20 protein-coding genes are annotated in these 23,041 nt (G+C 37.4%); 9 read left to right on the plus strand and 11 right to left on the minus strand.

From position 1 onward, the window contains the following. Window positions 1–6 precede the first annotated feature (6 nt). The 3 genes from DF947_RS09730 to DF947_RS22405 all read left to right on the plus strand — a co-directional run bounded on the left by DF947_RS09730 (window position 7) and on the right by DF947_RS22405 (window position 1,355). Complete coding sequence (locus tag DF947_RS09730; RefSeq protein ID WP_109929779.1) at window positions 7–201, plus strand: hypothetical protein; 195 nt, start codon at window positions 7–9, stop codon at window positions 199–201. 114 nt (window positions 202–315) lie between these two features. Then, a complete protein-coding gene (locus DF947_RS09735; RefSeq protein ID WP_109929504.1) occupies window positions 316–699 on the plus strand; it encodes a winged helix-turn-helix transcriptional regulator in 384 nt (127 codons plus the stop codon). A gap of 119 nt (window positions 700–818) precedes the next feature. Further along, entirely contained in the window at window positions 819–1,355 is a 537-nt protein-coding gene (locus DF947_RS22405) for a hypothetical protein (RefSeq protein ID WP_205940768.1), read from the plus strand. Window positions 1,356–1,895: 540 nt separating this feature from the next. Here DF947_RS22405 and DF947_RS09745 read toward each other — a convergent pair. The 6 genes from DF947_RS09745 to DF947_RS09770 form a co-directional block, all read right to left on the minus strand. After that, entirely contained in the window at window positions 1,896–2,780 is an 885-nt protein-coding gene (locus DF947_RS09745) for a glycoside hydrolase family 16 protein (RefSeq protein WP_109929505.1), read from the minus strand. A gap of 72 nt (window positions 2,781–2,852) precedes the next feature. Next, a complete protein-coding gene (locus DF947_RS09750; RefSeq protein WP_109929506.1) occupies window positions 2,853–4,274 on the minus strand; it encodes a PKD domain-containing protein in 1,422 nt (473 codons plus the stop codon). Window positions 4,275–4,285: 11 nt separating this feature from the next. Then, window positions 4,286–5,797, minus strand: a complete 1,512-nt coding sequence (locus tag DF947_RS09755; RefSeq protein WP_158526252.1) for a RagB/SusD family nutrient uptake outer membrane protein — start codon at window positions 5,795–5,797, stop codon at window positions 4,286–4,288. An 8-nt stretch (window positions 5,798–5,805) separates the two neighbouring features. Next, window positions 5,806–9,225, minus strand: coding sequence for a TonB-dependent receptor (locus DF947_RS09760; RefSeq protein ID WP_109929508.1), 3,420 nt, complete (start codon window positions 9,223–9,225; stop codon window positions 5,806–5,808). Window positions 9,226–9,375: 150 nt separating this feature from the next. Then, window positions 9,376–10,551 (minus strand): FecR family protein, encoded by a 1,176-nt coding sequence (locus tag DF947_RS09765; RefSeq protein ID WP_109929509.1) that lies wholly within the window; start codon window positions 10,549–10,551, stop codon window positions 9,376–9,378. 1,119 nt (window positions 10,552–11,670) lie between these two features. Further along, the gene (locus DF947_RS09770; RefSeq protein WP_109929510.1) at window positions 11,671–12,249 is read right to left on the minus strand and encodes an RNA polymerase sigma factor; all 579 of its coding nucleotides are present in this window, start codon (window positions 12,247–12,249) and stop codon (window positions 11,671–11,673) included. A 174-nt stretch (window positions 12,250–12,423) separates the two neighbouring features. On the opposite strand from DF947_RS09770, the gene DF947_RS09775 reads away from it, so the two are divergent. The 4 genes from DF947_RS09775 to DF947_RS09790 all read left to right on the plus strand — a co-directional run bounded on the left by DF947_RS09775 (window position 12,424) and on the right by DF947_RS09790 (window position 15,469). Further along, entirely contained in the window at window positions 12,424–12,726 is a 303-nt protein-coding gene (locus DF947_RS09775; RefSeq protein WP_109929511.1) for an ArsR/SmtB family transcription factor, read from the plus strand. Window positions 12,727–12,740: 14 nt separating this feature from the next. Beyond that, window positions 12,741–13,841 (plus strand): NADH:flavin oxidoreductase, encoded by a 1,101-nt coding sequence (locus DF947_RS09780; RefSeq protein ID WP_109929512.1) that lies wholly within the window; start codon window positions 12,741–12,743, stop codon window positions 13,839–13,841. A gap of 265 nt (window positions 13,842–14,106) precedes the next feature. Further along, entirely contained in the window at window positions 14,107–14,997 is an 891-nt protein-coding gene (locus DF947_RS09785; RefSeq protein WP_109929513.1) for a pirin family protein, read from the plus strand. Between the two features lies 1 nt (window position 14,998). Continuing rightward, on the plus strand, window positions 14,999–15,469 hold the full coding sequence (locus DF947_RS09790; protein WP_109929514.1) for a hypothetical protein: 471 nt from the start codon (window positions 14,999–15,001) through the stop codon (window positions 15,467–15,469). A 15-nt stretch (window positions 15,470–15,484) separates the two neighbouring features. Here the strand turns inward: DF947_RS09790 and DF947_RS09795 are convergent, their stop codons facing one another. Beyond that, on the minus strand, window positions 15,485–16,681 hold the full coding sequence (locus tag DF947_RS09795; protein WP_109929515.1) for an outer membrane beta-barrel protein: 1,197 nt from the start codon (window positions 16,679–16,681) through the stop codon (window positions 15,485–15,487). Next, on the minus strand, window positions 16,678–17,322 hold the full coding sequence (locus DF947_RS09800; RefSeq protein WP_240615360.1) for an RNA polymerase sigma factor: 645 nt from the start codon (window positions 17,320–17,322) through the stop codon (window positions 16,678–16,680). Before DF947_RS09800 ends, DF947_RS09795 begins: the two co-directional genes overlap by 4 nt. Window positions 17,323–17,505: 183 nt before the next feature. On the opposite strand from DF947_RS09800, the gene DF947_RS09805 reads away from it, so the two are divergent. Next, the gene (locus tag DF947_RS09805; RefSeq protein ID WP_205940769.1) at window positions 17,506–18,354 is read left to right on the plus strand and encodes a hypothetical protein; all 849 of its coding nucleotides are present in this window, start codon (window positions 17,506–17,508) and stop codon (window positions 18,352–18,354) included. A 65-nt stretch (window positions 18,355–18,419) separates the two neighbouring features. Here the strand turns inward: DF947_RS09805 and DF947_RS09810 are convergent, their stop codons facing one another. Together DF947_RS09810 and greA are read right to left on the minus strand one after the other, a co-directional pair. After that, window positions 18,420–18,818, minus strand: coding sequence for an HIT family protein (locus DF947_RS09810; RefSeq protein ID WP_109929518.1), 399 nt, complete (start codon window positions 18,816–18,818; stop codon window positions 18,420–18,422). 86 nt (window positions 18,819–18,904) lie between these two features. After that, a complete protein-coding gene (gene greA / locus DF947_RS09815) occupies window positions 18,905–19,378 on the minus strand; it encodes a transcription elongation factor GreA (RefSeq protein WP_029276724.1) in 474 nt (157 codons plus the stop codon). A 269-nt stretch (window positions 19,379–19,647) separates the two neighbouring features. Here greA and DF947_RS09820 point away from each other — a divergent pair, with 269 nt between their 5' ends. Continuing rightward, window positions 19,648–21,528 (plus strand): M1 family metallopeptidase, encoded by a 1,881-nt coding sequence (locus tag DF947_RS09820; RefSeq protein ID WP_109929780.1) that lies wholly within the window; start codon window positions 19,648–19,650, stop codon window positions 21,526–21,528. A 57-nt stretch (window positions 21,529–21,585) separates the two neighbouring features. On the opposite strand, the gene DF947_RS09825 is transcribed toward DF947_RS09820, so the two are convergent. Continuing rightward, entirely contained in the window at window positions 21,586–22,062 is a 477-nt protein-coding gene (locus DF947_RS09825) for an OsmC family protein (RefSeq protein WP_109929519.1), read from the minus strand. Between the last annotated feature and the right edge of the window lie 979 nt (window positions 22,063–23,041).

Consider the following 23,041-nt stretch of genomic DNA (forward strand, 5'->3'; position numbering starts at 1 on the left):
ATAATCATGGCTAAAGAAAAGAAAAAAGGCAAAAAGAAAAAGGACAAAAAGAAAGGGAAGAAAAAAAATAAACTTGGTGTAAAAAATTCCCTTGTTAACAACATAAATGCCCGTAAAAAGAAAGGTAAATCTCGTTCAAAAAAGAAATCGAAGATTAGTAAGAAAGCTTATAAGAAAATGCAAAAAGGCTGGAAGAAGTAAATTTGATTTTCGATTAGACGAATAATGTTAAAGCTAAGTAAATTAATATCCAAAAGATACTAGTATCCAAAAGGATAGTGATATCCTTTACGAAACCTTCGTATTTTTGACATCATGGGATTTAACAGAAAACATTTAGATAAATCGGCCTGTACTGCGAGCATGACCGCTGTAAAGGATGCTTTATATGTACTAAACGGAAAATGGAAATTGCCTTTAATTTTGAGCCTGCAAGATGGCCCTATGCGTTTTAACGAAATACAAAAGAATTTAGAAGACATTACTCCAAAAATTTTATCTAAAGAATTAAAAGAGCTGGAGCTTAACGAATTTGTAATTAGAAAAGTTTTCGCTACAACACCGGTTACCATTACTTATGAATTAACCCCATACAGCGAAACGCTTGATAATGTAATTACCGAACTTAGAAATTGGGGAATCCAACATAGAGAAAGATTGGTTGCCAGCAGGCGTTCGGAACCTGTAGTGGCTGAATAATAGATTGTTTTCTTTAATATTTAGCCTTATAGATGCAGTTGGTGGGCTATAAAAAGTTTAACCGCCTTAGTTACACGATTATCTGTAATATCGGCTATCTTTGCAGAAATAAAAAGTAAATGGCAGTATTACATAAAAAAGAAGAAAAAATTCAGGCAACGTTGGGTAGGTTGCCAAAAAAATATACACACGAACAATTTATAGAGATGTTTATTAAACTTTACTCTAAAGATTGGGGCAAAATAAAATCGGCATACATTAAACAATCTCAGGACAAAGAACCTGGATCAGTAATTAATATGCCAAAACCCGATATTTATCTTAAACAAGTATTGGCAATTTACCTGCAACAGGCAGATGCACCTAAAACCGAATCAACTCCAGTTCCTGAAATTGAGAAAGAAGTAGCTGAAGTTAAAAAAGCTAAGGCTCCAGCTAAGAAAAAAGCTGTAGTTACTGAGGAAACTCCAGCAGTTGAAGCCAAGAAAGTAAAAGCACCTGCAAAAAAGAAAGCTGAAGAAACTACAGAAGAACCTGTAGCAGAGGTAAAAAAAGCGAAAACGCCTGCTAAGAAAAAAGTGGTTGCCGAAGCTGAAGAAACTACTGAAGTTAAAAAACCAAAGGCTGTTGCAAAAAAACCTGCAACAAAAAAATAAAAAAATTTGCCCGCATATAATAAAACAACTTTTTAGGTGTTTATATATATGAGAGCGTTAATTTAGATGACGGGGATAGGTCGGTATGATTTATCCCCGTTCTTTTTTAGTGATTTTTCATATTCCCAACTCGCGAAGTTTCGAAGGGCGTGATAGCAAAATTCTAAAATTCGTATAAGAATATCATTAAGTTTAGAGAAATCTGCTGTCAGTCTGGGCATGTCGAAGATCTATAGCTCGTTGATGATAACACCACCTAAAAGAAAAAATAAAAAAAATCTTCTGCAGACAATAAAACAACTTTTTAGATGTTTATATATACGAGAGCGTTAATTTAGATGACGGGGATAGGTCGGTATGATTTATCCCCGTTTCTTTTGATGATAGTTTTCAAGAGTTGGTTTGTGATAACACGGACTGGAGGATACAAAAAAAAGCCACTGATTTCTCAGTGACTTAACAATCAAACTAACATATTTTTAAATAGATTGCTTCACCCCAACTCGCAAGCCAGTTTCTCAGTTCGCAATCACGATTAATCTATTTATCAATCATTTTATAATATCGAACGTAATCTACATCCATTTTTTGAGGCCAGATTGAATCATCAACTCCCTGAGCTCCACCCCAATCGCCACCGACTGCAAGGTTTAACAAGAGATGGAAACGCTTATCAAATGGCCAAACTTTGTAACCTGTTCCTTCATTTGCGAAATCGAAAACCTTTACATCATCATAATAACCACGAATAGCATAAGGCGTCCAATCTACACGGTAAACGTGAAAAGCGGTACTGGCTCCATCAACCTTTTTTGTAATGGTTTTTTGAGTGTTTATCTTAAAGTAATAAGCTTCGCTATGTGTACTGAAATGCACATTATCCTGATCGTAACCTACGTGCTCCATAATATCGATCTCACCAGATTTTGGCCAATCGCCATAAGCTCTATCCGTTGGCAACATCCAAATGGCTGGCCAAGTTCCTTTACCCGATGGGAGTTTTGCTTTAATTTCAAAACGGCCATAAAGCGCATCTAATTTACCTCTGGTTACCATACGCGATGAGGTATAACCCATTCCGCCCATACTTTCTTTTTTGGCCGTAATGGTTAGAAATCCGCCGGCAACATTTGCGTTATTGGTCGTATTCGTGTAATATTCAAGTTCATTGTTTCCCCAGCCACCGCCTCCGGTATCATAATCCCAATTGCTGCTTAATGGCGCTCCGGTATTGGTAAATTCATCGCTCCAAGTTGGCGTTGCTTCGAATGTCCAACCTTTATCAACCGGAGTTGTTACTACAGGTGGAACATAGACAGGTCCTTCATCTCCTCCCGAACCTTTAGAACAACCGCTTAAACCAACTACAGCAATTGCACATGCTGTAAAAACTTCTCTTTTAAAATACTTCACTAAATCTATCATCTTATAACTTTTAAAAGGGCAGTTTGGAATGTATGTGCTCCAAACTGCTCTGTATTTTAGAGTATAATTCTACTACTTAAACTCAAAATCATCTATATAAAATATGCCCGGATTTGGATGACCTTCACCACCTAACTGAACAACAATTTTATCGTATAATGTTTGAGTTGCAGAAGCAGAATAATCGAATTCTAACTGTACCCAAGTATTGTATTGAGCTGGTGTAATGGTTTTAACAATCTCAATTTGAGTGGTATATGCATTTCCACCTAATAAAGAGTTCTGCAGTTTAACCGAAACCGTAGGCGCTACTTTAGTAAAGTCATTGCCGCCAGGAATAAACACTTTTAACCTTATTTTATTTTTAGCAGCAAGATCAAAACGATATGGAAGCGTAATGTTTAGGTTTCCATATTGCCCATCTGGACCAGTTCTTTTCTCGTAATAAGCTACTTTAGATGATGTGTTTAAAGGGAATTTAGAAGGATTATCATAGTTTCTGATGTAATCCATATTCTCTGCAACCCAAGCCATACCTGTTGCTGCCTGGAAATCATCAGCCAAGTTAGCAGCCTGAATAGGCTTTTGAACAGGCGGAACAACTGGTCTTACATATCCTTTTCTAATCAGTTTTAAATACCAGGCATTACCTGCGTTAGATTTATCCAAACACCTTAACCACATTTCATCAGCTGTAAGCGATAAGATTTGATAAGATGAAACACCTAAATAGTACGATATAAAACCATTATTGCTGATGTTAATGTATTTTGTTCCGTTAACATCGTTCAAAATCCAGGTTAAGTTGGTTGGTGGTGTATAATTAACCGTTGGATCATTACTTCCAACGGGGCCACCAATACCTGGCGCATTTGATGCGTTTGCAAAGGTTGTTCCGTTATTTGCGTAGGTATATTTTAATGAAGTTGCACCCATTGTAAAGGTCATTTCATCATCGTAAAAACCTGTTCCCGTTTTCTCATTCGGTCCTGCCTGATACCAATCTGGCCCTTGAGAAGTGATCGGCCCAACGCCTAAATGACCAGGCTGTGTTTGATCAATTACCCAAACTTTACCTGCCGGATTTGACAATCCGCCAGAAAGCAACGTATAAGCCGGATCGCTTAACATACTGGTATTTGTAGTTGCAATAACCACCGTTTTAGTTGTTGATACCGAACCACCATCGGCTAAAACAGTTAATTTAATGGTATAGGTTCCAGCAATTGGATAAGATGACTGCACATCGTTACCATCTGCAGTTGCGCCATTTCCAAAATCCCAATGGGCATTAATCCCATTATACAGACTTTTAAAATTGATGATATTCGGATTCGTAGCCGTTGGTGTTGTTGTAAACTGAATTTCTGCTGCGGTTGGCGGTGTGCCGATATCCTTAACAGTTTCACTTTTTTTACAAGAAACGATTACGCTAAACACTAAGCCCAGACTAAGCAGGACAGATGTTTTTATGGTGTTTTTAAATAATTTCATTTCAGTGCGGATTAATTGTAACCTGGATTTTGTTTAATACCACCTTTGGTAACTTCGATTTCGTTTAAAGGAATTGGCAAATACTCGCTTTTGCCTGCTTTATAGCCTGAGGGGCCTAAAACGGCAACTGCTTTTCCTGTACGAACCAAATCAAAGAAACGGTGTCCTTCTGTAGCCAATTCTAATCTACGTTCTGCATAAATGTTATCAAGCGTAGCTGGAATAGAAGCCAGTCCAACTCTTGCTCTAACTGCATCTAGCAATTCTTTAGCACGGCTAGCACTGCCTCCGCTTCTTAACAAAGCTTCTGCCTGCATTAAATAGGTATCAGCCAAACGGATTTCAATTTCATCAATAGGCCAGTTTTGTTCTGCAACGCCACTTGCCGAGCGGAATGCCTTTAACGGCGCATACTTTTTAATGAAATAATCGGTGTTTTGGTAACGGGCATTGTAAGTTGCACCCGCAGCTTTTAACGCCGCTCCATCTATAATGGTAGCCGCAAAGCGAGGATCATTTTTCATCACATTTACCAGATCCAATGTTACCGGGCAAAAGCCCCAACCGCTTGAGTAGGTATCGCCATTGTAGCTGTCCATGCCGATAAATTGAGTACCAACATTACCTTCGCCACCATTGATATAACCCCAATCTGTCCAGGCAGCATTGTTTGAATGTGGAATTTCTAAAATAGATTCCGCATTAAACTTGTTTGCCGGATTGAAGATATCAGCATAATTTGGAAGCAATGAATATCCGTATGGATTACCAACACGGTTTACATCTTCAAAAATTGTTGCAGCCTCGGCCATTTTGGTATTATCGTTTTGGTATAATAAAACTTTGGCCAATTGTGCTTTTGCTGCACCCTGAGATACTCTTCCTTTGTCTGCATCAGGAATTGTGGTTGGCAAACCTGGTCCTGCTTCTCTTAAATCTTTCTCTATCTGCGCATAAATTTGTGCGGGAGTAGATTGTACCTGAGCGTAAAGTTCGCTTGTTGATAAAACCTTTGTAATTAATGGAACATTGCCAAAAAAACGAACCAGATCAAAATAGAAATAGGCTCTTAAAAATTTAGCTTCTGCCGTTACCCGCGTTTTGAATGCTGCGCTAAGCGTAGTCGATTTTTCGATTTTACTTAGAATTAAGTTCGCACGATTAACACCCGTGAAATTTTTGTTCCACAATCCAACCTGCGGACCCAAACTAGAATTCATGTTAAAATTATCATATGCTACCCAATTTGGCTGATCGGAAGCGTTACTTCCACCAGCAAAACAATCATCAGAGGCGGCACTTAACAAAGGCATTTTCATGGTATAACCACCAGTAGTTCCCCATTGTGTTACATCATAAACAGCAAGCACACCTTGCATTACTTCTTTTTCATTTTGATAAAAATTATCTTCTAGAGCGGTTCCTCTTGGGGTTAGCTCTAGGTAATCCTTTTTACATGATACAAAAACCAGCATAACCGCAACTATTGCGATTGCACTTTTAATATTTTTATTTCTCATCATTTCCATTATTAAAAACCAACATTTATCCCTGCAAAGAAAGTTCTTGCCTGTGGATAGAAACCACGATCGACCCCATAACTTCCACCACCAATTTCTGGATCGTAGCCTGTATATTTTGTAAAGGTTACCAAGTTGTTGGCCATTACATAAAATCTTACTTTATCCAAACCAGCTTTCTTGATTAGGTTTTTTGGAAGAGAATATCCAACCTGTAAAGTTTTGATTCTGAAATAAGATCCACTTTCTAAAAACAGACTAGAAACCCGACTGTAGTTTTGGTTGGTATCATCTAAAGTTACCCTCGGGATGGTATTACTTGTTCCTTCGCCAGTCCATCTATTTAAAATTGAAGTGGTATAATTTGCAGTTGGCAAATCGAATCGTCTTAATGCGTTAAAGATTTGGTTACCTGCAACACCTTGTCCTAATACAACTAAATCAAACCCTTTGTAGGCCAAATTAAAAGTCATACCGTAGGTAAAATCAGGAGTTGGATTACCGATGATTTCTCTATCATCATTGTTAATCTGACCATCTCCATTTAAATCAACGAACTTAATATCACCCGGCTTAGCATTTGGTTGAATTAACGTTCCACCAGCATTTTTATAGTTGTTAATTTGCGACTGATTCTGGAATAAACCATCACTTCTGTAACCATAAAACGATCCGATTGCATAACCAACTTTAGTACGTGTAATTTCTAAAGATTGAGGCGTAACGGTTTGTCCACCTAAGTATTCTTTATCATCACCTAAGAAATCGATATTATTTTTAACAAAGGCACCGTTTGCATTCACTTTTAAAGAGAATTCTCCGAACCTTTTGCTATAACCCAATTCCAATTCGAAACCTCTGTTTGATAAATCGGCAATGTTACCAATTGGGCCAGCATTACCCACATAACCTGGAACAGCGATTTGCAACAACATACCTGTTGTTTTTTTCTTGTACCAATCTGCAGTTAAGGTAAAGTTGCCGAAAAGGTTCATGTCTACACCAATATCAGTTGATGAAGTTTGCTCCCATTTCAAATCTGGATTTGATAAGGCATCAGGGCTTACACCATTATTTAAACCTGCAGAAGTACCTAACGTGTAGTTTCTGCCACCGCTTACGGTTGATAAATACCTGAAATCTCCAATATTATCATTACCTACAACACCATAAGAGCCTCTAAATTTAACGAAGGTTACATAATCGTTTTTAGGGAAGAAATCTTCTCTACTGGCTACCCAACCAACTGATCCTGAAGGGAAATAACCAAATTTGTTATTCGGGCCGAAGCGGGAAGAACCATCTCTACGAACAATACCTGTGAATAGATATTTCTCATCGTAGTTATAGGTTAAACGGGCAAAGGCCGAGTTTAAGGTGTTTAAATATTCACCACCATAAAACACATCGTTCGCTCTAGAAACCGGAAACTGTAATGAAGCATCTTTAATGTTGTTAACCGGAATTCCTTCTTTGGTTCCACCTTGGGTTTCGCCTCTATTTTTTTGGAAAGAATAACCAATTAATCCGGTGAAATTATGTTTAGCAATTTGCTTGTTATAGCTAATGGTGTTTTCTAAAGAATAAAACAAACCCCTATTCGAATTTCTATTATAAGAAGTTATAGTAGTTTGATTAATAGAATTTAAGTAGAAGATTGGTGTGAAACCTTCACTGCCCCAAAAGGCTAAATCTACACCACCCTGCGATCTTACTTTTAATCCTTTGATAATTTCTGCCTCAACAAAAGCATTTGCAACTACTTTATCAGACCAACCGTTTCCTTGTGCAACTTGTAACGCTGCAACCGGATTTAAGATTTCTGATTGCGCATATGGGGAAATTCCGTACGGAAAACCAGCTTCGTTTCTTACAACTGGATTGCCAATATAAGGTGCAGCGCCATATTTTGCCGGATCGGTTTCTACAATTGGCGTAATCGGATCAATATTGATTGCTCTGTTTAAAGGCGAACCATATTCGGTATTGGTGCCAACACCTACAGAATTTGTACGGGTATAACCAATGGTTTGACCGAATTTGATTGCTTTGGTTAATTGATGTTCAGAGTTAAAACGAGCAGTAAATCTTTTGTATTGAGAATTACTCGTTGCCACAATTCCATCCTGATCAAAATAACCGAAAGAACTGTAGTACGTAGATTTTTCGTTTCCGCCACTAATGCTTAACTCGTGGTTTTGAATTCTTGCATCATTGTTAAATACTGCAGCCTGCCAATCTGTTCCTACTCCGTATTGCGACGGATTTGGAAATCTTGGAGTTGTTAAGCCGGGAGTTTTAGCATATTCTGCCTCATTGTAAATGGTAGCATATTGCGTTGCATTTAATAAATCCAGCTTTCTAGAAGGTGCTTGTGTACCTAAATAAGTGTTGTAGTTTACACTCATTCTACCATTCTTATTTCCTTTTTTGGTGGTAATGATGATTACGCCATTTGCTGCTCTTGCACCGTAAATAGCGCCAGATGCCGCATCTTTTAAAACCTCGATCGATTCGATATCTGCTTGATTTAAATAATCGATACCGCCTCCAACTTGCACACCATCAACAATATACAAAGCCTCGCTATTGTTAATTGAAGTAGTACCACGAATACGCAAAGTTGCGCCTTCTCCTGGCTGACCAGAGGATGTTGTGATGGTTAAACCCGAGGTACGGCCCTGTAAAGATTGCTCGATACGTACAACTGGCATATTTTCTAGATCGGTTGCCTTAACCTGAGAAATAGCGCCAGTTACCACGCTTTTCTTTTGTGTACCGTAACCAATAACCACGGCATCGGCAAGTAAACCTGCTTGTGGTGCCAATTGTATTGTTAATTCACCAGAAGAAGGTGCTTTAACTTCTTTATTCTCATATCCGATAAATGAAACCACAAGTGTGGCATTATCTTCAACGGTTTTTAAAACGAAAATACCATTGGCATCGGTTACCGCACCTTGGTTAGATCCTTTTACTTTTACGCTGGCACCAATCATTGGTGCGCCGTTTTCATCAACCACTTTTCCGCGGATATCTATATAAGCACGAAGCAATAAAGGAGAACCATCCAGAGATTTTCGGTGTATGATGATCGTATTGTTTTTTATAGTATAACCCAGAGGCTGTTCGCTAAAAATCTGTCTTAGCGCCTCTTTAATGTCTGTATTTTTAATGTCGATAGTTACCGGTTTAGCTTCTTTTAAAAGTTCGGTATTGTATAAAAAGCTGTAGCCAATGCTCTTGTTTAACTTGCGAAAAACTTTGAGTAAGGCAGTGTTCTTTTCTGAAAGCGTTACGTTTTGTGCTCGTGCTCCGTAACTGATTTGAAGAAAGGTGGTGATTAATAAGACAAAAGTCAATTTCATAATCAACAAAAATTTAAACAGGCGACCCTTAGGTTGGGGCAACCATTCAGTATAAAAATTCATATATTTGGTTATTAGGTTTAGAATAGTTGTATCTCACAATTTTACGATTAGAATAAAGCCCTAAGTTTATGGTCGGGAGCGTTGCCGCGCTTCCGATTTTTAGTTAAGCTCTATCCCAAAACATCATTTTTATGATGAAGAAAGTATAGGTTACGGCATAACTAAAATCCTCCTTTCTTCAATTTTAAAATGAACATCGCCCGTAGTTTGTAAGGTTTCCAATACCTCGTTAACGCTGTTGAAACGAGAAATGCGACCTCCAAAAAGTTTATTTATTTTGTTTCCGCGGTATTCGATATCTACATTATACCAACGCGAAATTTTATTCATAATGGTTTCTAGGTTTTCATCATTAAAGCTGAAAAATCCGTCTTTCCATGTAACAGCTTCTTCCGCATCTACATCCTTAACCAAAATTAATGGCGATGAGGAACGGATAATCGATTGCTGGCCAGGTTTTAACAGATTTGAAGTTGAGGCACTCACATTTAAAATTCGGACACTTCCCTCAAGCAAGGTTGTTTTATTGGAAGGTTCATCTTGGTAAGCATTAATGTTAAAATGTGTTCCCAATACTTCAACCTCCTGGTTTCTGCCTTCGCCCAAATTGCTTTTAACTTTAAAAGGAACACGTTTGCCACTTCTGTTAAGTAATTTGGCTACTTCAAAATATGCTTCGCCCTTTAATTCAACCACTCTATTGCTCTGGTTAAAAACTGCAGGATATTTTAAAGATGATTCTGCATTTAACCATACCTTTGTGCCATCTGGCAGATTAACTTGGTATTGACCACCTCGGGGCGTTTCTATCGTATTAAATAAATCTTTTGCTTTTGCACTCGAAGCTGAGGCAACAGTATAAATTAATTCGCCTTTATTGGTTTTGGTAATGTTGATTCCGGCCTGCTTCGCTATAATTCCATTTGTTGCATCTGTTAAAGAAATTTTAGAACCATCGGCCAAGGTTAGTGTGGCCTTATTGCCTCCAGGTTTAATTGTTTTAGTTGTAGTTTTACTAAAATCTTGTTCTGCCGGAATTTGCTTTTTAATTTGGTTATTGATAACAAAACCGATGAAGAATAATACTACCGCAGCTGAGGCAATTTTTACCCACAAAACATATTTATTACCGGTTTTAAATTCAGTTTGTTCTTCTATTGCATTCCAGATTTGGTTTTTGGCCTCAATTAAATCTGTATGATTTAATTCAGATTTTTTGGCTGAAAGCTCAGCTAGATGCCACGACTCTACCAAAGCCTTTTCTTGCTCGGTACACAGTCCGTCCCTGTATTTTTGTAAAAGTTTTTCAACTTCTGCTTTATTCATCACTACAATATATTTGGCTAATTAAATACATGTAGGTTAAGCAAAGCTTAGGTAGTAGATGGAATGAAAATATTTTTATTTATTGACTTGCGAAGTTTTAAGGGGTTGCGTGTTGGGAAAACTTCGCAAGTCTTTGGATCAATAAATTAAGAATTAGTAAAACAAAACCTGTTTTTCATTTTAATGTTTGTTCCCGCCACATGCTCATACGCCTGCAGGCCTTACACTTAAAGGCCGGTATCCGCTATGTCGGGTTTAAGAAATTAAGTTATTCGCACTGTTTAAGGTTAGCTAAACCCGATCGAAGCGGTAATCCTTTTTATTACAAAAACATCAAAAGCTAGCAGAAACATCATCAAAAAGATTATAGCAAAGAGCGGGACTATAAGAACCGATGAGCATGAGTATTGCTTTTCAAATTAAGATACATTTTAAACTGACGAAGTTCTACTAACGCTCCTACCCTTTGAAACTTTGTAAGTTGATGATCCTCCAATTTGCGAAGTTTTGAAAGCCTGTGCAATGGCGAAACTTCGCCAGTCTTAAAGAAATAACTTTTTAAACTGACGAAGTTCTACTAACGCTCCTACCCTTTGAAACTTTGTAAGTTGATGATCCTCCAATTTGCGAAGTTTTGAAAGCCTGTGCAATGGCGAAACTTCGCCAGTCTTAAAGAAATAACTTTTTAAACTGACGAAGTTCTTCTAACGCTCCTACCTGTAGAAACTTCGTAAGTTGATGATCCCCGACTTGCGAAGTTTTGAAAGCCTGTGCAAGGGGGAAACTTCGCCAGTCTTAAAGAAATAACTTTTTAAACTGACGAAGTTCTTCTTGCGCTCCTACCTGTAGAAACTTCGTAAGTTGATGATCCCCGACTTGCGAAGTTTTGAAAGCCTGTGCAAGGGGGAAACTTCGCCAGTCTTAAAGAAATAACTTTTTAAACTGACGAAGTTCTACTAACGCTCCTACCTGTAGAAACTTCGTAAGTTGATGATCCCCGACTTGCGAAGTTTTGAAAGCCTGTGCAAGGGGGAGACTTCGCCAGTCTTAAAGAAATAACTTTTTAAACTGACGAAGTTCTTCTAACGCTCTTGCCCTATTAAACTTCGTAAGTTGATGTTAAGAAAGCAATAAAATAATCGCAAGAATTAAAAAAGAAGTCAGTTTTAACCGGAGAACCTTGAGCGCATTGCTCATTTGCTTTTTAACGGTTTTATCAGAAAGATGAAGCAGTTCGGCAATTTCTTTTTGAGATAAATGTTGCTGACGGCTCATTTCGAAAATCTGCCGCATTTTTGGAGGCAACAAGCTCACCTCTTTTTCAATAATAGAAGCAAACTCTTTTTCTCGAATGTAATTATCGGTAATGCAATCGCCTTGATCTACAAATTTTTCCAAGGATAAAAGATAATTTGATTTCGATTTATTCTTATCCAGCCAATCGAAAATCTTGTATCGAACGGCAGTATATAAGTAAGAAGATAACTGAGATTTTATTTTGATGTTTGGATTGCTCCACAGATAAACAAAAATTTCCTGAACAATATCGCGGGCATCTTCCTTATCAGAAACCAGTTTACAGGCATAAATATATAGCAAACCATTAAAGCGCTCGTAAATTTCTTCGAAGGCATACTTATCCCCGTCTTGCATAAGACCGAAGAGTTCGTTATCAGTTAATGATTTATAAGTAGACATTTGGTTAGAATGATTAAACGAATGTAAGGAATAGTTTAAATTAAATCCTAACTAAATTTTAATTATCAAAACTAATTTAAAACGTTTAAGTAACGATTATTAGCTTTCTACATACAATTGTAATCTTTGGTTTTTTAATTGGCATATCGGGAAAAGTCGATATACATTTGTGTCATGGATCAAGTAGAAGTTTTCAAAGCCTTATCTAACAAAACCCGTTTACAAATTTTAAACTGGCTTAAATCGCCGGCAGCAAATTTTCCCGATCAGCCAAATGCAGATTTTGAAAATGTTGGTGTTTGTGTTGGGCAGATTCAAATTAAAAGTGGCTTATCTCAAAGTACCATTTCCGAATACCTTTCCATTTTACAACGTGCCGAGTTGATCAATTCTACCCGTGTTGGGCAGTGGACGTATTACAAACGCAATGAGGCAGGCTTTGAAGCGTTGGGAAAATTAATTAATCAAGAATTATAAAATCAGAATATATTATGAACACAGATAGTTTATTTAGGCCTTTTAGCCTTAAAACGTTACATACCAAAAACAGAATCGTAATGGCCCCAATGACGAGGTCTTTCTCGCCAAACGGAATCCCTACAGATGATGTAGCTGCTTATTATGCAAAAAGAGCTGAAGGTGAAGTGGGTTTAATTTTATCAGAAGGTACGGTAATTAACAGGCCGTCATCATCTGCAGATCCAAACATACCTCATTTTTACGGCGACCAAGCTTTAGCCGCCTGGCAAAAGGTAATTAATAATGTACATGCAACAGGCGGACAAATGGGTCCACAAATTTGGCACCAGGGCATTCATGCAAATCATGCTTCTGGTTGGTTGCCAAATACGCCTTTTGAAGGACCATCTACTTTTAACAGTCCTGGGTTTGAAAACGGTGTTGCCATGACAGATTCGGCAATTGCCGATACCATTGCAGCATTCGGACAAGCAGCAGCTGATGCAAAAGCTTTAGGTTTTGACACCGTTGAAATCCATGGTGCGCACCAATATTTAATTGATCAGTTTTTCTGGGATGCCACAAATAACCGCACCGATATTTATGGTGGTAAAACCTTGGCAGAACGTACCCGTTTTGGCGTTGAGGTAATTAAAGAAATACGCAAAAGAGTTGGTGAAGATTTCGCCTTGATTATTCGCTTATCACAATTTAAACCTGCAGCATACGATTTCAAATTAGCCAAAAATGAAAGTGAGATGGAGCAATGGTTAACGCCTTTAGCTGATGCAGGAATTGATATTTTCCACTGTTCTCAACGCCGTTTCTGGGAGCCTGAGTTTGAAGGTTCTGACTTGAATTTTGCGGGTTGGGCTAAAAAACTAACCGGGAAAGCAACCATCTCTGTAGGATCGGTTGGTTTAGATGGAGATTTCTTCGGAGCCTTTGCAGGTCAAAGTTCTCAACCAAGCTCTTTAGATGAATTGGTTCGCAGAATGGATCGTGGCGATTTTGATTTGGTAGCTGTTGGCAGACCGCTTTTAGCTGATCCGAACTGGGTAGAAAAAATCAAAAATAACCGCACCAGCGAATTGAAAGGTTTTAGCAAAGAAGCTTTGGCAGAATTGATTTAATTAATTCTAAGGCTTTTGTCACTTCGTGGCGTGAAGCAATTGTGCAATGATTACATATAAAAAAAGCATTCTGAAAGGAATGCTTTTTTGTTTCAATCCATCCCAATCTAATCGTACATTCTGTTGCGCCAACTTTCAAAAGCATTAAGATTCCGCCTACGCGAGAATGACGACTGTTCATAAAAAATGGTTGCTAATCATTTAAACGAACATAAAACTTCGCACATTTTCCTTAAATTGTCCTCATAAAACAATCCCATAAACTATGTCGAACATTAAGCTTATTATAGAAGAAAGGCCTGCTAATATTGGCAATTTTATGGTTGGTCGGATGTTGCCATTTCGCGAAAAAAGAATGGTTGGTCCTTTTTCGTTTATTGATCACATGGGCCCAACGGCGATGAAAGATCATCAAAATCTTGATGTTCCGCCACATCCGCACATTGGTTTATCTACCTTAACGTTTTTGTTTGAAGGAGAAATTACTCATAAAGACAGTTTAGGTTCTGATGTAGTTATAAAGCCTGGACAGGTAAATTGGATGACTTCTGGAAGTGGTATTGTGCACTCCGAGAGAACGCCAGAATATCTTCGCCATACCGATAAAATGCTTCATGGATTACAGATTTGGGTAGCCCTACCAAAAGATCTGGAACAAATGAAGCCATCATTTTTTCATGCCGACGAAACAGAAATCCCGACTTGGGAACAGGACAACATCAATTTTAAACTTATTGCCGGTGAAGCTTTTGGGCGAAAATCGCCAGTTCCTGTTTATAGCCCATTATATTTTTTAGAACTGAAGGGCACGACACGCCAAAAAATCAATATCGGCGATTATCTTTTCGGCGAAAGTGCGCTGTATATTTTGGAAGGTGCAATAGAAAGCGACGGACATTTGTACGAGCCCAAATTAATTTTAATTGCCAACAATGCTAAGCTTTGTGAATTTACCATGCACGAAAACACAACCGTTTACATTTTTGGTGGTGATGCTTTTCCTGAAGAGCGTTTCATTTACTGGAATTTCGTGGCATCTGATAAGGAATTAATCGAAAAAGCCAAAGTTAAATGGTTGGAACAAACTTTTAAGCCTGTTCCCGGTGAAACTGATTTTGTGCCTTTACCCGATCAAAGCCATTACCAAAAAAAGTAAAATGTCGCTTTCAAAAAAAACTCGAAATTTGATTGCCGATTGTAGAAAAGTAGCAGAAAGATATAATAACGATTATATTTCATTATCACACTTTTTCTTAGTTTACAATAGATATAGAAAAAATGAAGCTGATTTTAAGGTTTCTATTTCACAACAAAAAGAATTTATTTCAAGTATTATAAGTAAAATACCTGTAGATACTTCTAAGAATTTTCCATTAACGGTAGATTTTGAAAGGGCCCTTTTGTATTGCCATTTTCATGCTTGGATAACTAGTCAAAAATTAGTAGAACCGCATCATTTACTCATGGCAATTTTCGGGGACAATGCTGATTGTAAAGAAAAATATCTTGAATATCTGACTAATAATGATTTTCAATTAAACAAATTGAAATCATTGATTTTAGATATTTTCTTTAACAAATTTGCAAGAAGCATTGGCTTGATTAGAATTTTTAAAAGGCGGTTTTAACATGTCTAATGATCTTTAATTTTTCTTAAATAAATTCATATTAAGTGAAACCGCTACCCCTGTTGATGACAATTTAGAATTACCACAACCAATATCGGTAAGTGGAATTTTCATAAATGGCCTGGCGCTAATGCTTAAGTTGTTATTAATTTTATGCTGAAACTCCACGCCAACATTAGCAATTCCTAAATAATGCTGATTTTGATTTTTCACTTCATAATCTAAAGGCTTTTGATATTCATCACGATAGGTATAGCTGTATTTTTCTTTCAACATTAGATAACTCGATAAACCTGTACTTACCGTAATCGAATTTCTGTTGTTGTCAAAAACCTTGTAATTTACATTTAACGGAATATCAATTACATCGCAATTGGCATGCACGTTTGTTGGATCTACTTTAAAAACATATGTAGAATTTGGTCGATATAAGCTAAAATCAGAATCGTAAATCTTTTTGGCATACGCTGCGCCAGAGGTTATGCTTAGTTTTTTGTTTAAAAACAGAGTTAATTCGGCACCGAAACTTGCACTCAAATCGCTTTCACCCGATGATTGTACACTAGTTAAATCTGGCGCAGCCAAAATACTTAACACCAAACGTGGTTTGGATTTAAAAACTGGACTGAATGCCTTATCCAATTTGGTACGGCCAGGACTATTAACTAGCTTTTGGCTTTGATACTGAACCGGATTAACTTCAGCATTTAAGCTTAAACCATAATTAACATTTGCCAGCAAGTTTCCATTAATTACATCGCTAGATAGTGGCAATCTATCGTTATCATTAATTTTATTGAAATCGCCTTTAAATGATGTATTTGAAATTGAATTAACGGAATGCTGCGCTTCAAATCGCCTTAGGTTTTCTTTGTTAGAAATACCATTTTCGGCCAGGTTATTTATTTGAGCTGTAGAATCATTCAACCTGGTTTTATCTTCAGATTCTGTTTCTATCTTTTTATTTCCATTAACTTTAACCACACTGTTTTTAGTTGGTGCGTTTACATCCGATTTCAAAAATAAAAACACAATTAATAACATTGCGGCAATCCCAGTTGCCGCAGCAAACCAAATTACGGGCACTATTCTCCGTTTCTGCTTCGGATGCAGTTTCTCTTCCAAATTATCCCAATCCAAATCATTAAAAGGGAGATCTGGATTTTCCAGTCCCTCTTTAAACAACTTATCTATATCTCTTCCCTCTTTCATTGCATATTTGGGTTTAATCTAACCTGAATAAAATTCCGGTCTTTTTCTATTGGCGATGTCCTCACCACATAAGTTTTAATATCAATTGCCTTTAACATTTCCTGTAATTTTTGCCGAGCCTTAAATAAATTAGATTTCGACGTACCGATGGATATTTTCAAAATATCACCTATTTCCTCATGCGTATATCCATCAATGGCATAAAGGTTAAAAACCGTTCTATAGGCAGGACTTAAATTCTGTACCAATTCAAGTAAATCACTATAGGCGAGCTTATCGTAAACCGAGGCCTCGTGCGCAACGTTTTCATAATCGTTCACGTCAACATGATCGGCGAACTTTAGGTTGGCCCGATAATAATCAATTGCGGTATTGGTTATAATACGACCTAACCATGGCATAAAAGCCTTGGTAGATTCGTATTTAGAGATGTTTTTGAAAGCTTTAAAAAATGCGTCATTTAGTATCCCAGCAGCATCCAACCGATTATTTGCGTAACGTAAACAAATGCCCATAGCAAAGCTATAGAAATGTTTGTACAGTGCTTTTTGGCTCTCTCTTTCATTTCTAATACATCCTTCGATGTGCTTTTGTATTATATGTTCACTATCGCGATTAGTGGTCACTAGTTCTCCTTTCAAAACACATTACGGTAGGTTTTAACAAAAGGTTGCCTGAAGAAAATATATTTTTTATTTTTTTTGTTTGGTATCAATTGGCCTAAAATCATTTAGAAAATCGCTTTCTGTTAAGCAACCCTTTACAACTTGAGAGCGTAATAGAGGCATAATATAATTAAAGATAAAAATCTAAAACTAAAACTTATGCTAATCTACTTAAAAAGAAACCTAATGGCGATGGTCTGTATCGCTATGATATTTACAACTGCCTGCAAGAAAAAAACGGTTGAGCCCGTTGCAGAAAAAATGGGAATTCAATTGGCAACTGATGCCAAATTTGGAACCATACTTACAGACAAAGACGGCAAATCACTTTACTTTTTTGCTACTGATGTTGCCGGAACTGCTAATTGTACAGGCGGTTGCGAAGCAGTTTGGCCGCTCTACTATTCTGCCGATGCCAGTACAGATCTGAACTTAAACAAAACGGAAGTTGGAGAAATAACCAGAGCCGATGGTCGCAAGCAAAGTACTTATCGGGGCTATCCTTTGTATTATTATGCTACGGATGCCACCGCAGGAGATGTAAAGGGTGATGGCGTTGGTGGAATCTGGTTCGTGGCAAAGCCCGATTATTCCTTAATGTTGGCAAACGCACAATTAATTGGAGCAAACGGTAAAAGCTATACCAGTGCTTATGTAGAAGGAACGGGAAATACAAAATATTTTACCGATGCGCTGGGTAGAACGCTTTATGCTTTCGGCCCTGACAAGAACAACAAAAACACCTACACCAAGGCAGATTTGAGCAACAATACCATTTGGCCAGTTTATGAAGCGGAGTTAAAAAGTCTTCCATCTGTAATTACCAAGGATTTAATTAGTGTAATCGATGTATTTGGAAAAAAACAGATGACTTATAAGGGATGGCCATTGTATTACTTTGCCTCAGATGCAAAAAGAGGTGATAATAAAGGCATTACCATTGGCGGAATTGGTACAACTTGGCCTTATGTTTCTACAGCCACTGCTGTTGCACCGGTGGCACCATAAAATAATAGGAATGTTTTGAGTTAGGCGGGTAGAGTAGTCGGCTGATTTAGGTCAGCCGGCTTTTTTTATACTTCTAGCAAGGCTTGTCTAATTTTTTCGGCAGCCTCAGCCAATTCTTCATCGGTAGGTTTTAATTTTTCCTTACTAAAATTCATATCACTCACATTATTCATTGGGATTAAGTGAATATGCGCATGCGGAACTTCTAAGCCAATTACCGAAACGCCAACTTTTTTACACGGGAAAGCAACTTTTAAACCCTTAGCCACAATTTTAGCGAACATCCAGAGGCCCACATATAAATCCTCTTCCATATCGAAAATATAGTCGGTTTCGATTTTCGGAATCACCAAAACATGCCCTGCAGTTAATGGCTGAACATCTAAGAAAGCTAAATATTCTACAGTTTCAGCTACAACATGTGCGCTAATTTCTCCTGCAACAATTTTTGAAAATATAGTCATTTGAGGTATAAGGTTTGAGGTGTAAGGCGAAGGGTTTTGTAAGGTGGAAAGTAAAGCCTTACGCCATCAACCTTCCACCTTTAACCTTATCTAGATATTTCTAATACTTCGAATTGCATTTTACCTGCTGGCACTTCAATTTCGGCAAATTCGCCAACAGATTTACCCAACAAACCTTGTGCAATGGGCGACTTAACAGAAATTTTTCCTGTTTTTAAGTCTGCTTCTGTTTCTGCAACCAATTGGTAAGTCATCGTTGCACCATTCTTAACGTTTTTTATTTTAACTATAGACAAGGCAAGCACCTTTGATAAATCCAGTTTAGATTCATCAATTAAACGTGCGTTTGCCAAAGTGTTTTTCAGTTTCGAAATTTTCGCCTCATGCAAACCCTGCGCTTCTTTCGCCGCGTCGTACTCTGCATTTTCCGATAAATCACCTTTATCCCTCGCCTCTGCAATTGCTTTAGATATTAGCTGACGGCCGGTGGTTGTTAAGTAATGTACTTCCTCTTTTAATTTATCTAACCCCTCTTGGGTGTAGTATGTTACCTCTGTCATTGCTCTATTAATTTTTATTCAAACTCTATAAAAAACAAACAAGACTATATAGTTGGTTTGCTACATAGTCTTGCTTCAATTATAACGAAGATAAAATGTGGAAATTACAAAAGCAAATAAAAGAACAGGATTTTTATGATTTAAGGATTTATAGAACTGTAAATCATTTATTTAAAACGGCTATTCCGTCACAAATAGTAACATTAAATCATACACTCACTCAAAATTCATTCATTAATTATATTTTAGCTAAAATTATTCAGACAAAAATGAAAAAGATATTTTCTATTGCCCTTATTTCTTATTTGGGGCTTCAGGCAGTTTCAGCGCAAGAACTTTACATGCCACGGAACATTAAAGCGGCCTATGAAAAGGGAACCCGATCTATGGATGGTAAACCTGGGCCAAATTACTGGCAAAATCATGGGCGTTACAACATGGATATTAAAGTTGACGCCGAAACCAAAGTTGTAAGTGGACAAGAAGAAATTTTATACAGCAACAACAGTTCGGATACTTTAAGAAACCTAGCCATTCGCTTTGTAAACAATTTGCACAAACCAACTGCACCACGCAACGGGAATGTGAGCGAAGACTTTTTAACCACAGGTTTAAACATTTCTTCGTTTTCTGTTGATGGGGAAACCTATAAAGTAGACAGTAAAAGCTGGGGAACGGTTGGTAGTGTGAGGTTAAAAAAGCCGTTGGTGCCAAAATCAAAAATCACAGTTAAAATAGAATGGGATTATCCATTATCAAAAGAAAGTGGACGTGAAGGTCAGATCGATCCAAATTCATTTTTCGTTGCTTACAGTTATCCTCGCATTTCGGTTTATGATGACTACAATGGATGGGACAGAATTCCGCATACCGATAGAGCCGAGTTTTATAACGATTTTAACGATTATGTATTCTCTGTTAAGGCACCTAAAAATTATGTAGTTTATGCTACAGGCGATTTTTTAAATCCTGATGAAGTTTTACAACCCGAAATTTCTGCCCGTTTAAAAAAATCTTACAATAGCGATGAAGTCATTCACATTGCGAACGAACAGGAATTAAAAGATGGAAAAGTAACCCTACAAAAAGAATGGAATACATGGAAGTTTTCTGTCGATCACATTACAGATGTTTGCTTCGCGATGAGCAATCATTACGTTTGGGATGGTGGAAGTGTAATTGTAGATAGCAAGGCAAACCGCAGAGCTAGTGCTCAGGCCGCCTACAATCCAGCAATCGGAAAAGATTTTATCAATTCGGTAAAAAATAATATTTATGCGCTGGCCTGGTTTTCTAATAACTGGCCTGGTGTTCCATATCCTTTTTCTAAAAGCATTGCTTTCCAAGGCTTTGCCGATATGGAATACCCAATGATGGTAAACGACTCTAACTTTGGCGATCCGGTGTTTGCACAACTGGTTCAAGATCACGAAGTAGCACATACTTATTTTCCATTTTATATGGGCATTAATGAAACCCGTTACGCCTACATGGATGAGGGCTGGGCAACTACTTTTGAATATTTAATTGGAATTGCCGAGCATGGAAAAGATGCGGCTGATAAATTTTACAAAAACTTTAGGGTAAATCAGTACATCAACGATAAATCAACAGAAGAAGATCAGCCTGTAATTTCTATGTCTGATCAGGTTTCTGGTACGGGCTACGGAAATAATTCTTATGGAAAAGCTTCCCTTTCTTACCTGGCATTAAAAGATATGCTCGGCGATGAATTGTTTAAAAAGGCATTGCATAATTATATGAGCAATTGGAACGGTAAGCACCCAATTCCGTGGGATTATTTTAATTCGATGAATTCAGGTTCTGGCAAAAACTTAAATTGGTTCTTCAAAAACTGGTTCTTTACCAACAACTATATCGATTTGGCCATTGGTAAAGCAACGGCATCAAACGGAAAATATGTTCTAAATATTAAAAACACAGGTGGCTTTGCCATTCCATTTAATGTGGTATTAACTTACGAAGATGGAAAAACCGATATTATTCATAAAAGTCCAGAGGTTTGGCAAGGCACGGAAAAAGAAATCACCCTGACGATTAATACTTCCAAGAAAGTAAAATCAGCAGTTTTAGATGGTGGTATTTTTATGGATGCAACTCCAAAAGACAATATTTGGGAAGTAAAATAGTTTGTAATTATAAATTTTCAGTTGATGTATTTGCAGTCAACTGAAAATTTACATGGCTTAGCTATTTTCAGCCTTACAAGTCGGTTCGTGCTTTACAGGAAAGTTTAGTGAATTTGCAATAAAGCACATTTTATTTGCTTCTGCATGTAGTGATGCTGCCAGTTGGTAATGGGCTTTATCTGCGATTAAAACCTGCGGATGCAGGGTAACCTCTTTAAATTTGCCACTTCCATCTGCCGATTCTTCCATTGTACCAACGGCCTCGTCTTTATAATCGATCACAACAATTTCGTTTTTCGAGCATAAATGTAAATACCAAAGCATGTGGCAACTCGAAATGGATGCCAAAAGCAGATCTTCGGGATTGTATTTCGATTTATCTCCAAGAAAGGCAGAATCTGAAGAACCTGAAATATCGGCTTTACCCTTCACAGAAATTAAATAATCGCGATCGTAAGAACGGTAATCCATTGTGCCAGAGCCTTTATTGCCCGTCCAGGTTACAGTAGTTGAATATAAGTGATCTTTCGGCATGATATAATTGGTTAGAATGTATTGCCAATTTAAGAAAATAAAATCATCCTTTTTAAAGATTAATTGATTTTCAAATAGGAGATAATTTGTTGGTTGTTCAATCTAAAAATTAAAATAAATACAGATCTTCAAACGTTCCGAAGGAACGTACCTTTCAATTGCCAAAATATGCTACCCAGCAATCGTCCCCAACGGGACGAAAGAATAAATTTCTTAATCTCTAAAGTTTATACTTAAACATTGTGCTTCCCCATTCGTCCCATCGGGACGATTGCCGGGTAGAAAAAAAAGGACATTTATTTTCGTTCCGTAGGAACGTTTGATTAAGATTGCTGATTTATAAATCCTGCCATTCTCCTTTAATATTCCCTTTTGGATAACCAAAATAGGCTATCGTGTAATTGTCCAGAAGTTAAGAAGGAAACAATGGAGTCGATTAAGATCTAAGAAAGATCGGAATTATATTTCGTCCCATCGGGACGATTGCCGGGTAGAAAAAAAAAGAACATTTATTTTCGTTCCGTAGGAACGTTTGATTATAATTGCTGATTTATAAATCCTGCTATTCTCCACTAATATTCCCTTTTGGATAACCAAAATAGGCTATCGTGCAATTGTCCAGAAGTTAAGATGGAAACAATGAAGCCAGCTGAGACCTAAGAAGATCGAAATTATATTTCGTCCCATCGGGACGATTGCCGGGTAGAAAAAAAGAAACATTTATTTCGTTCCGTAGGAACGTTTGATTATAATTGCTGATTTATAAATCCTGCTATTCTCCTTTAATATTCCCTTTTGGATTAACCAAAATAGGCTATCGTGCAATTGTCCAGAAGTTAAGATGGAAACAATGAAGCCAGCTGAGACATAAGAAGATCGGAATTATATTTCGTCCCATCGGGACGATTGCCGGGTAGAAAAAAAAGGACATTTATTTTCGTTCCGTAGGAACGTTTGATTAAGATTGCTGATTTATAAA

Source organism: Pedobacter paludis, assembly GCF_003173575.1.
GTDB lineage: Bacteria > Bacteroidota > Bacteroidia > Sphingobacteriales > Sphingobacteriaceae > Pedobacter > Pedobacter paludis.

Bases quoted from the DNA above. Each gene is read 5' to 3' on its own strand.
- DF947_RS09730 (WP_109929779.1), top strand. From the start codon at position 7: ATGGCTAAAGAAAAGAAAAAAGGCAAAAAGAAAAAGGACAAAAAGAAA.
- DF947_RS09735 (WP_109929504.1), top strand. From the start codon at position 316: ATGGGATTTAACAGAAAACATTTAGATAAATCGGCCTGTACTGCGAGC.
- DF947_RS22405 (WP_205940768.1), top strand. From the start codon at position 819: ATGGCAGTATTACATAAAAAAGAAGAAAAAATTCAGGCAACGTTGGGT.
- DF947_RS09745 (WP_109929505.1), bottom strand. From the start codon at position 2,780: ATGATAGATTTAGTGAAGTATTTTAAAAGAGAAGTTTTTACAGCATGT.
- DF947_RS09750 (WP_109929506.1), bottom strand. From the start codon at position 4,274: ATGAAATTATTTAAAAACACCATAAAAACATCTGTCCTGCTTAGTCTG.
- DF947_RS09755 (WP_158526252.1), bottom strand. From the start codon at position 5,797: ATGATGAGAAATAAAAATATTAAAAGTGCAATCGCAATAGTTGCGGTT.
- DF947_RS09760 (WP_109929508.1), bottom strand. From the start codon at position 9,225: ATGAATTTTTATACTGAATGGTTGCCCCAACCTAAGGGTCGCCTGTTT.
- DF947_RS09765 (WP_109929509.1), bottom strand. From the start codon at position 10,551: ATGAATAAAGCAGAAGTTGAAAAACTTTTACAAAAATACAGGGACGGA.
- DF947_RS09770 (WP_109929510.1), bottom strand. From the start codon at position 12,249: ATGTCTACTTATAAATCATTAACTGATAACGAACTCTTCGGTCTTATG.
- DF947_RS09775 (WP_109929511.1), top strand. From the start codon at position 12,424: ATGGATCAAGTAGAAGTTTTCAAAGCCTTATCTAACAAAACCCGTTTA.
- DF947_RS09780 (WP_109929512.1), top strand. From the start codon at position 12,741: ATGAACACAGATAGTTTATTTAGGCCTTTTAGCCTTAAAACGTTACAT.
- DF947_RS09785 (WP_109929513.1), top strand. From the start codon at position 14,107: ATGTCGAACATTAAGCTTATTATAGAAGAAAGGCCTGCTAATATTGGC.
- DF947_RS09790 (WP_109929514.1), top strand. From the start codon at position 14,999: ATGTCGCTTTCAAAAAAAACTCGAAATTTGATTGCCGATTGTAGAAAA.
- DF947_RS09795 (WP_109929515.1), bottom strand. From the start codon at position 16,681: ATGAAAGAGGGAAGAGATATAGATAAGTTGTTTAAAGAGGGACTGGAA.
- DF947_RS09805 (WP_205940769.1), top strand. From the start codon at position 17,506: ATGCTAATCTACTTAAAAAGAAACCTAATGGCGATGGTCTGTATCGCT.
- DF947_RS09810 (WP_109929518.1), bottom strand. From the start codon at position 18,818: ATGACTATATTTTCAAAAATTGTTGCAGGAGAAATTAGCGCACATGTT.
- greA (WP_029276724.1), bottom strand. From the start codon at position 19,378: ATGACAGAGGTAACATACTACACCCAAGAGGGGTTAGATAAATTAAAA.
- DF947_RS09820 (WP_109929780.1), top strand. From the start codon at position 19,648: ATGAAAAAGATATTTTCTATTGCCCTTATTTCTTATTTGGGGCTTCAG.
- DF947_RS09825 (WP_109929519.1), bottom strand. From the start codon at position 22,062: ATGCCGAAAGATCACTTATATTCAACTACTGTAACCTGGACGGGCAAT.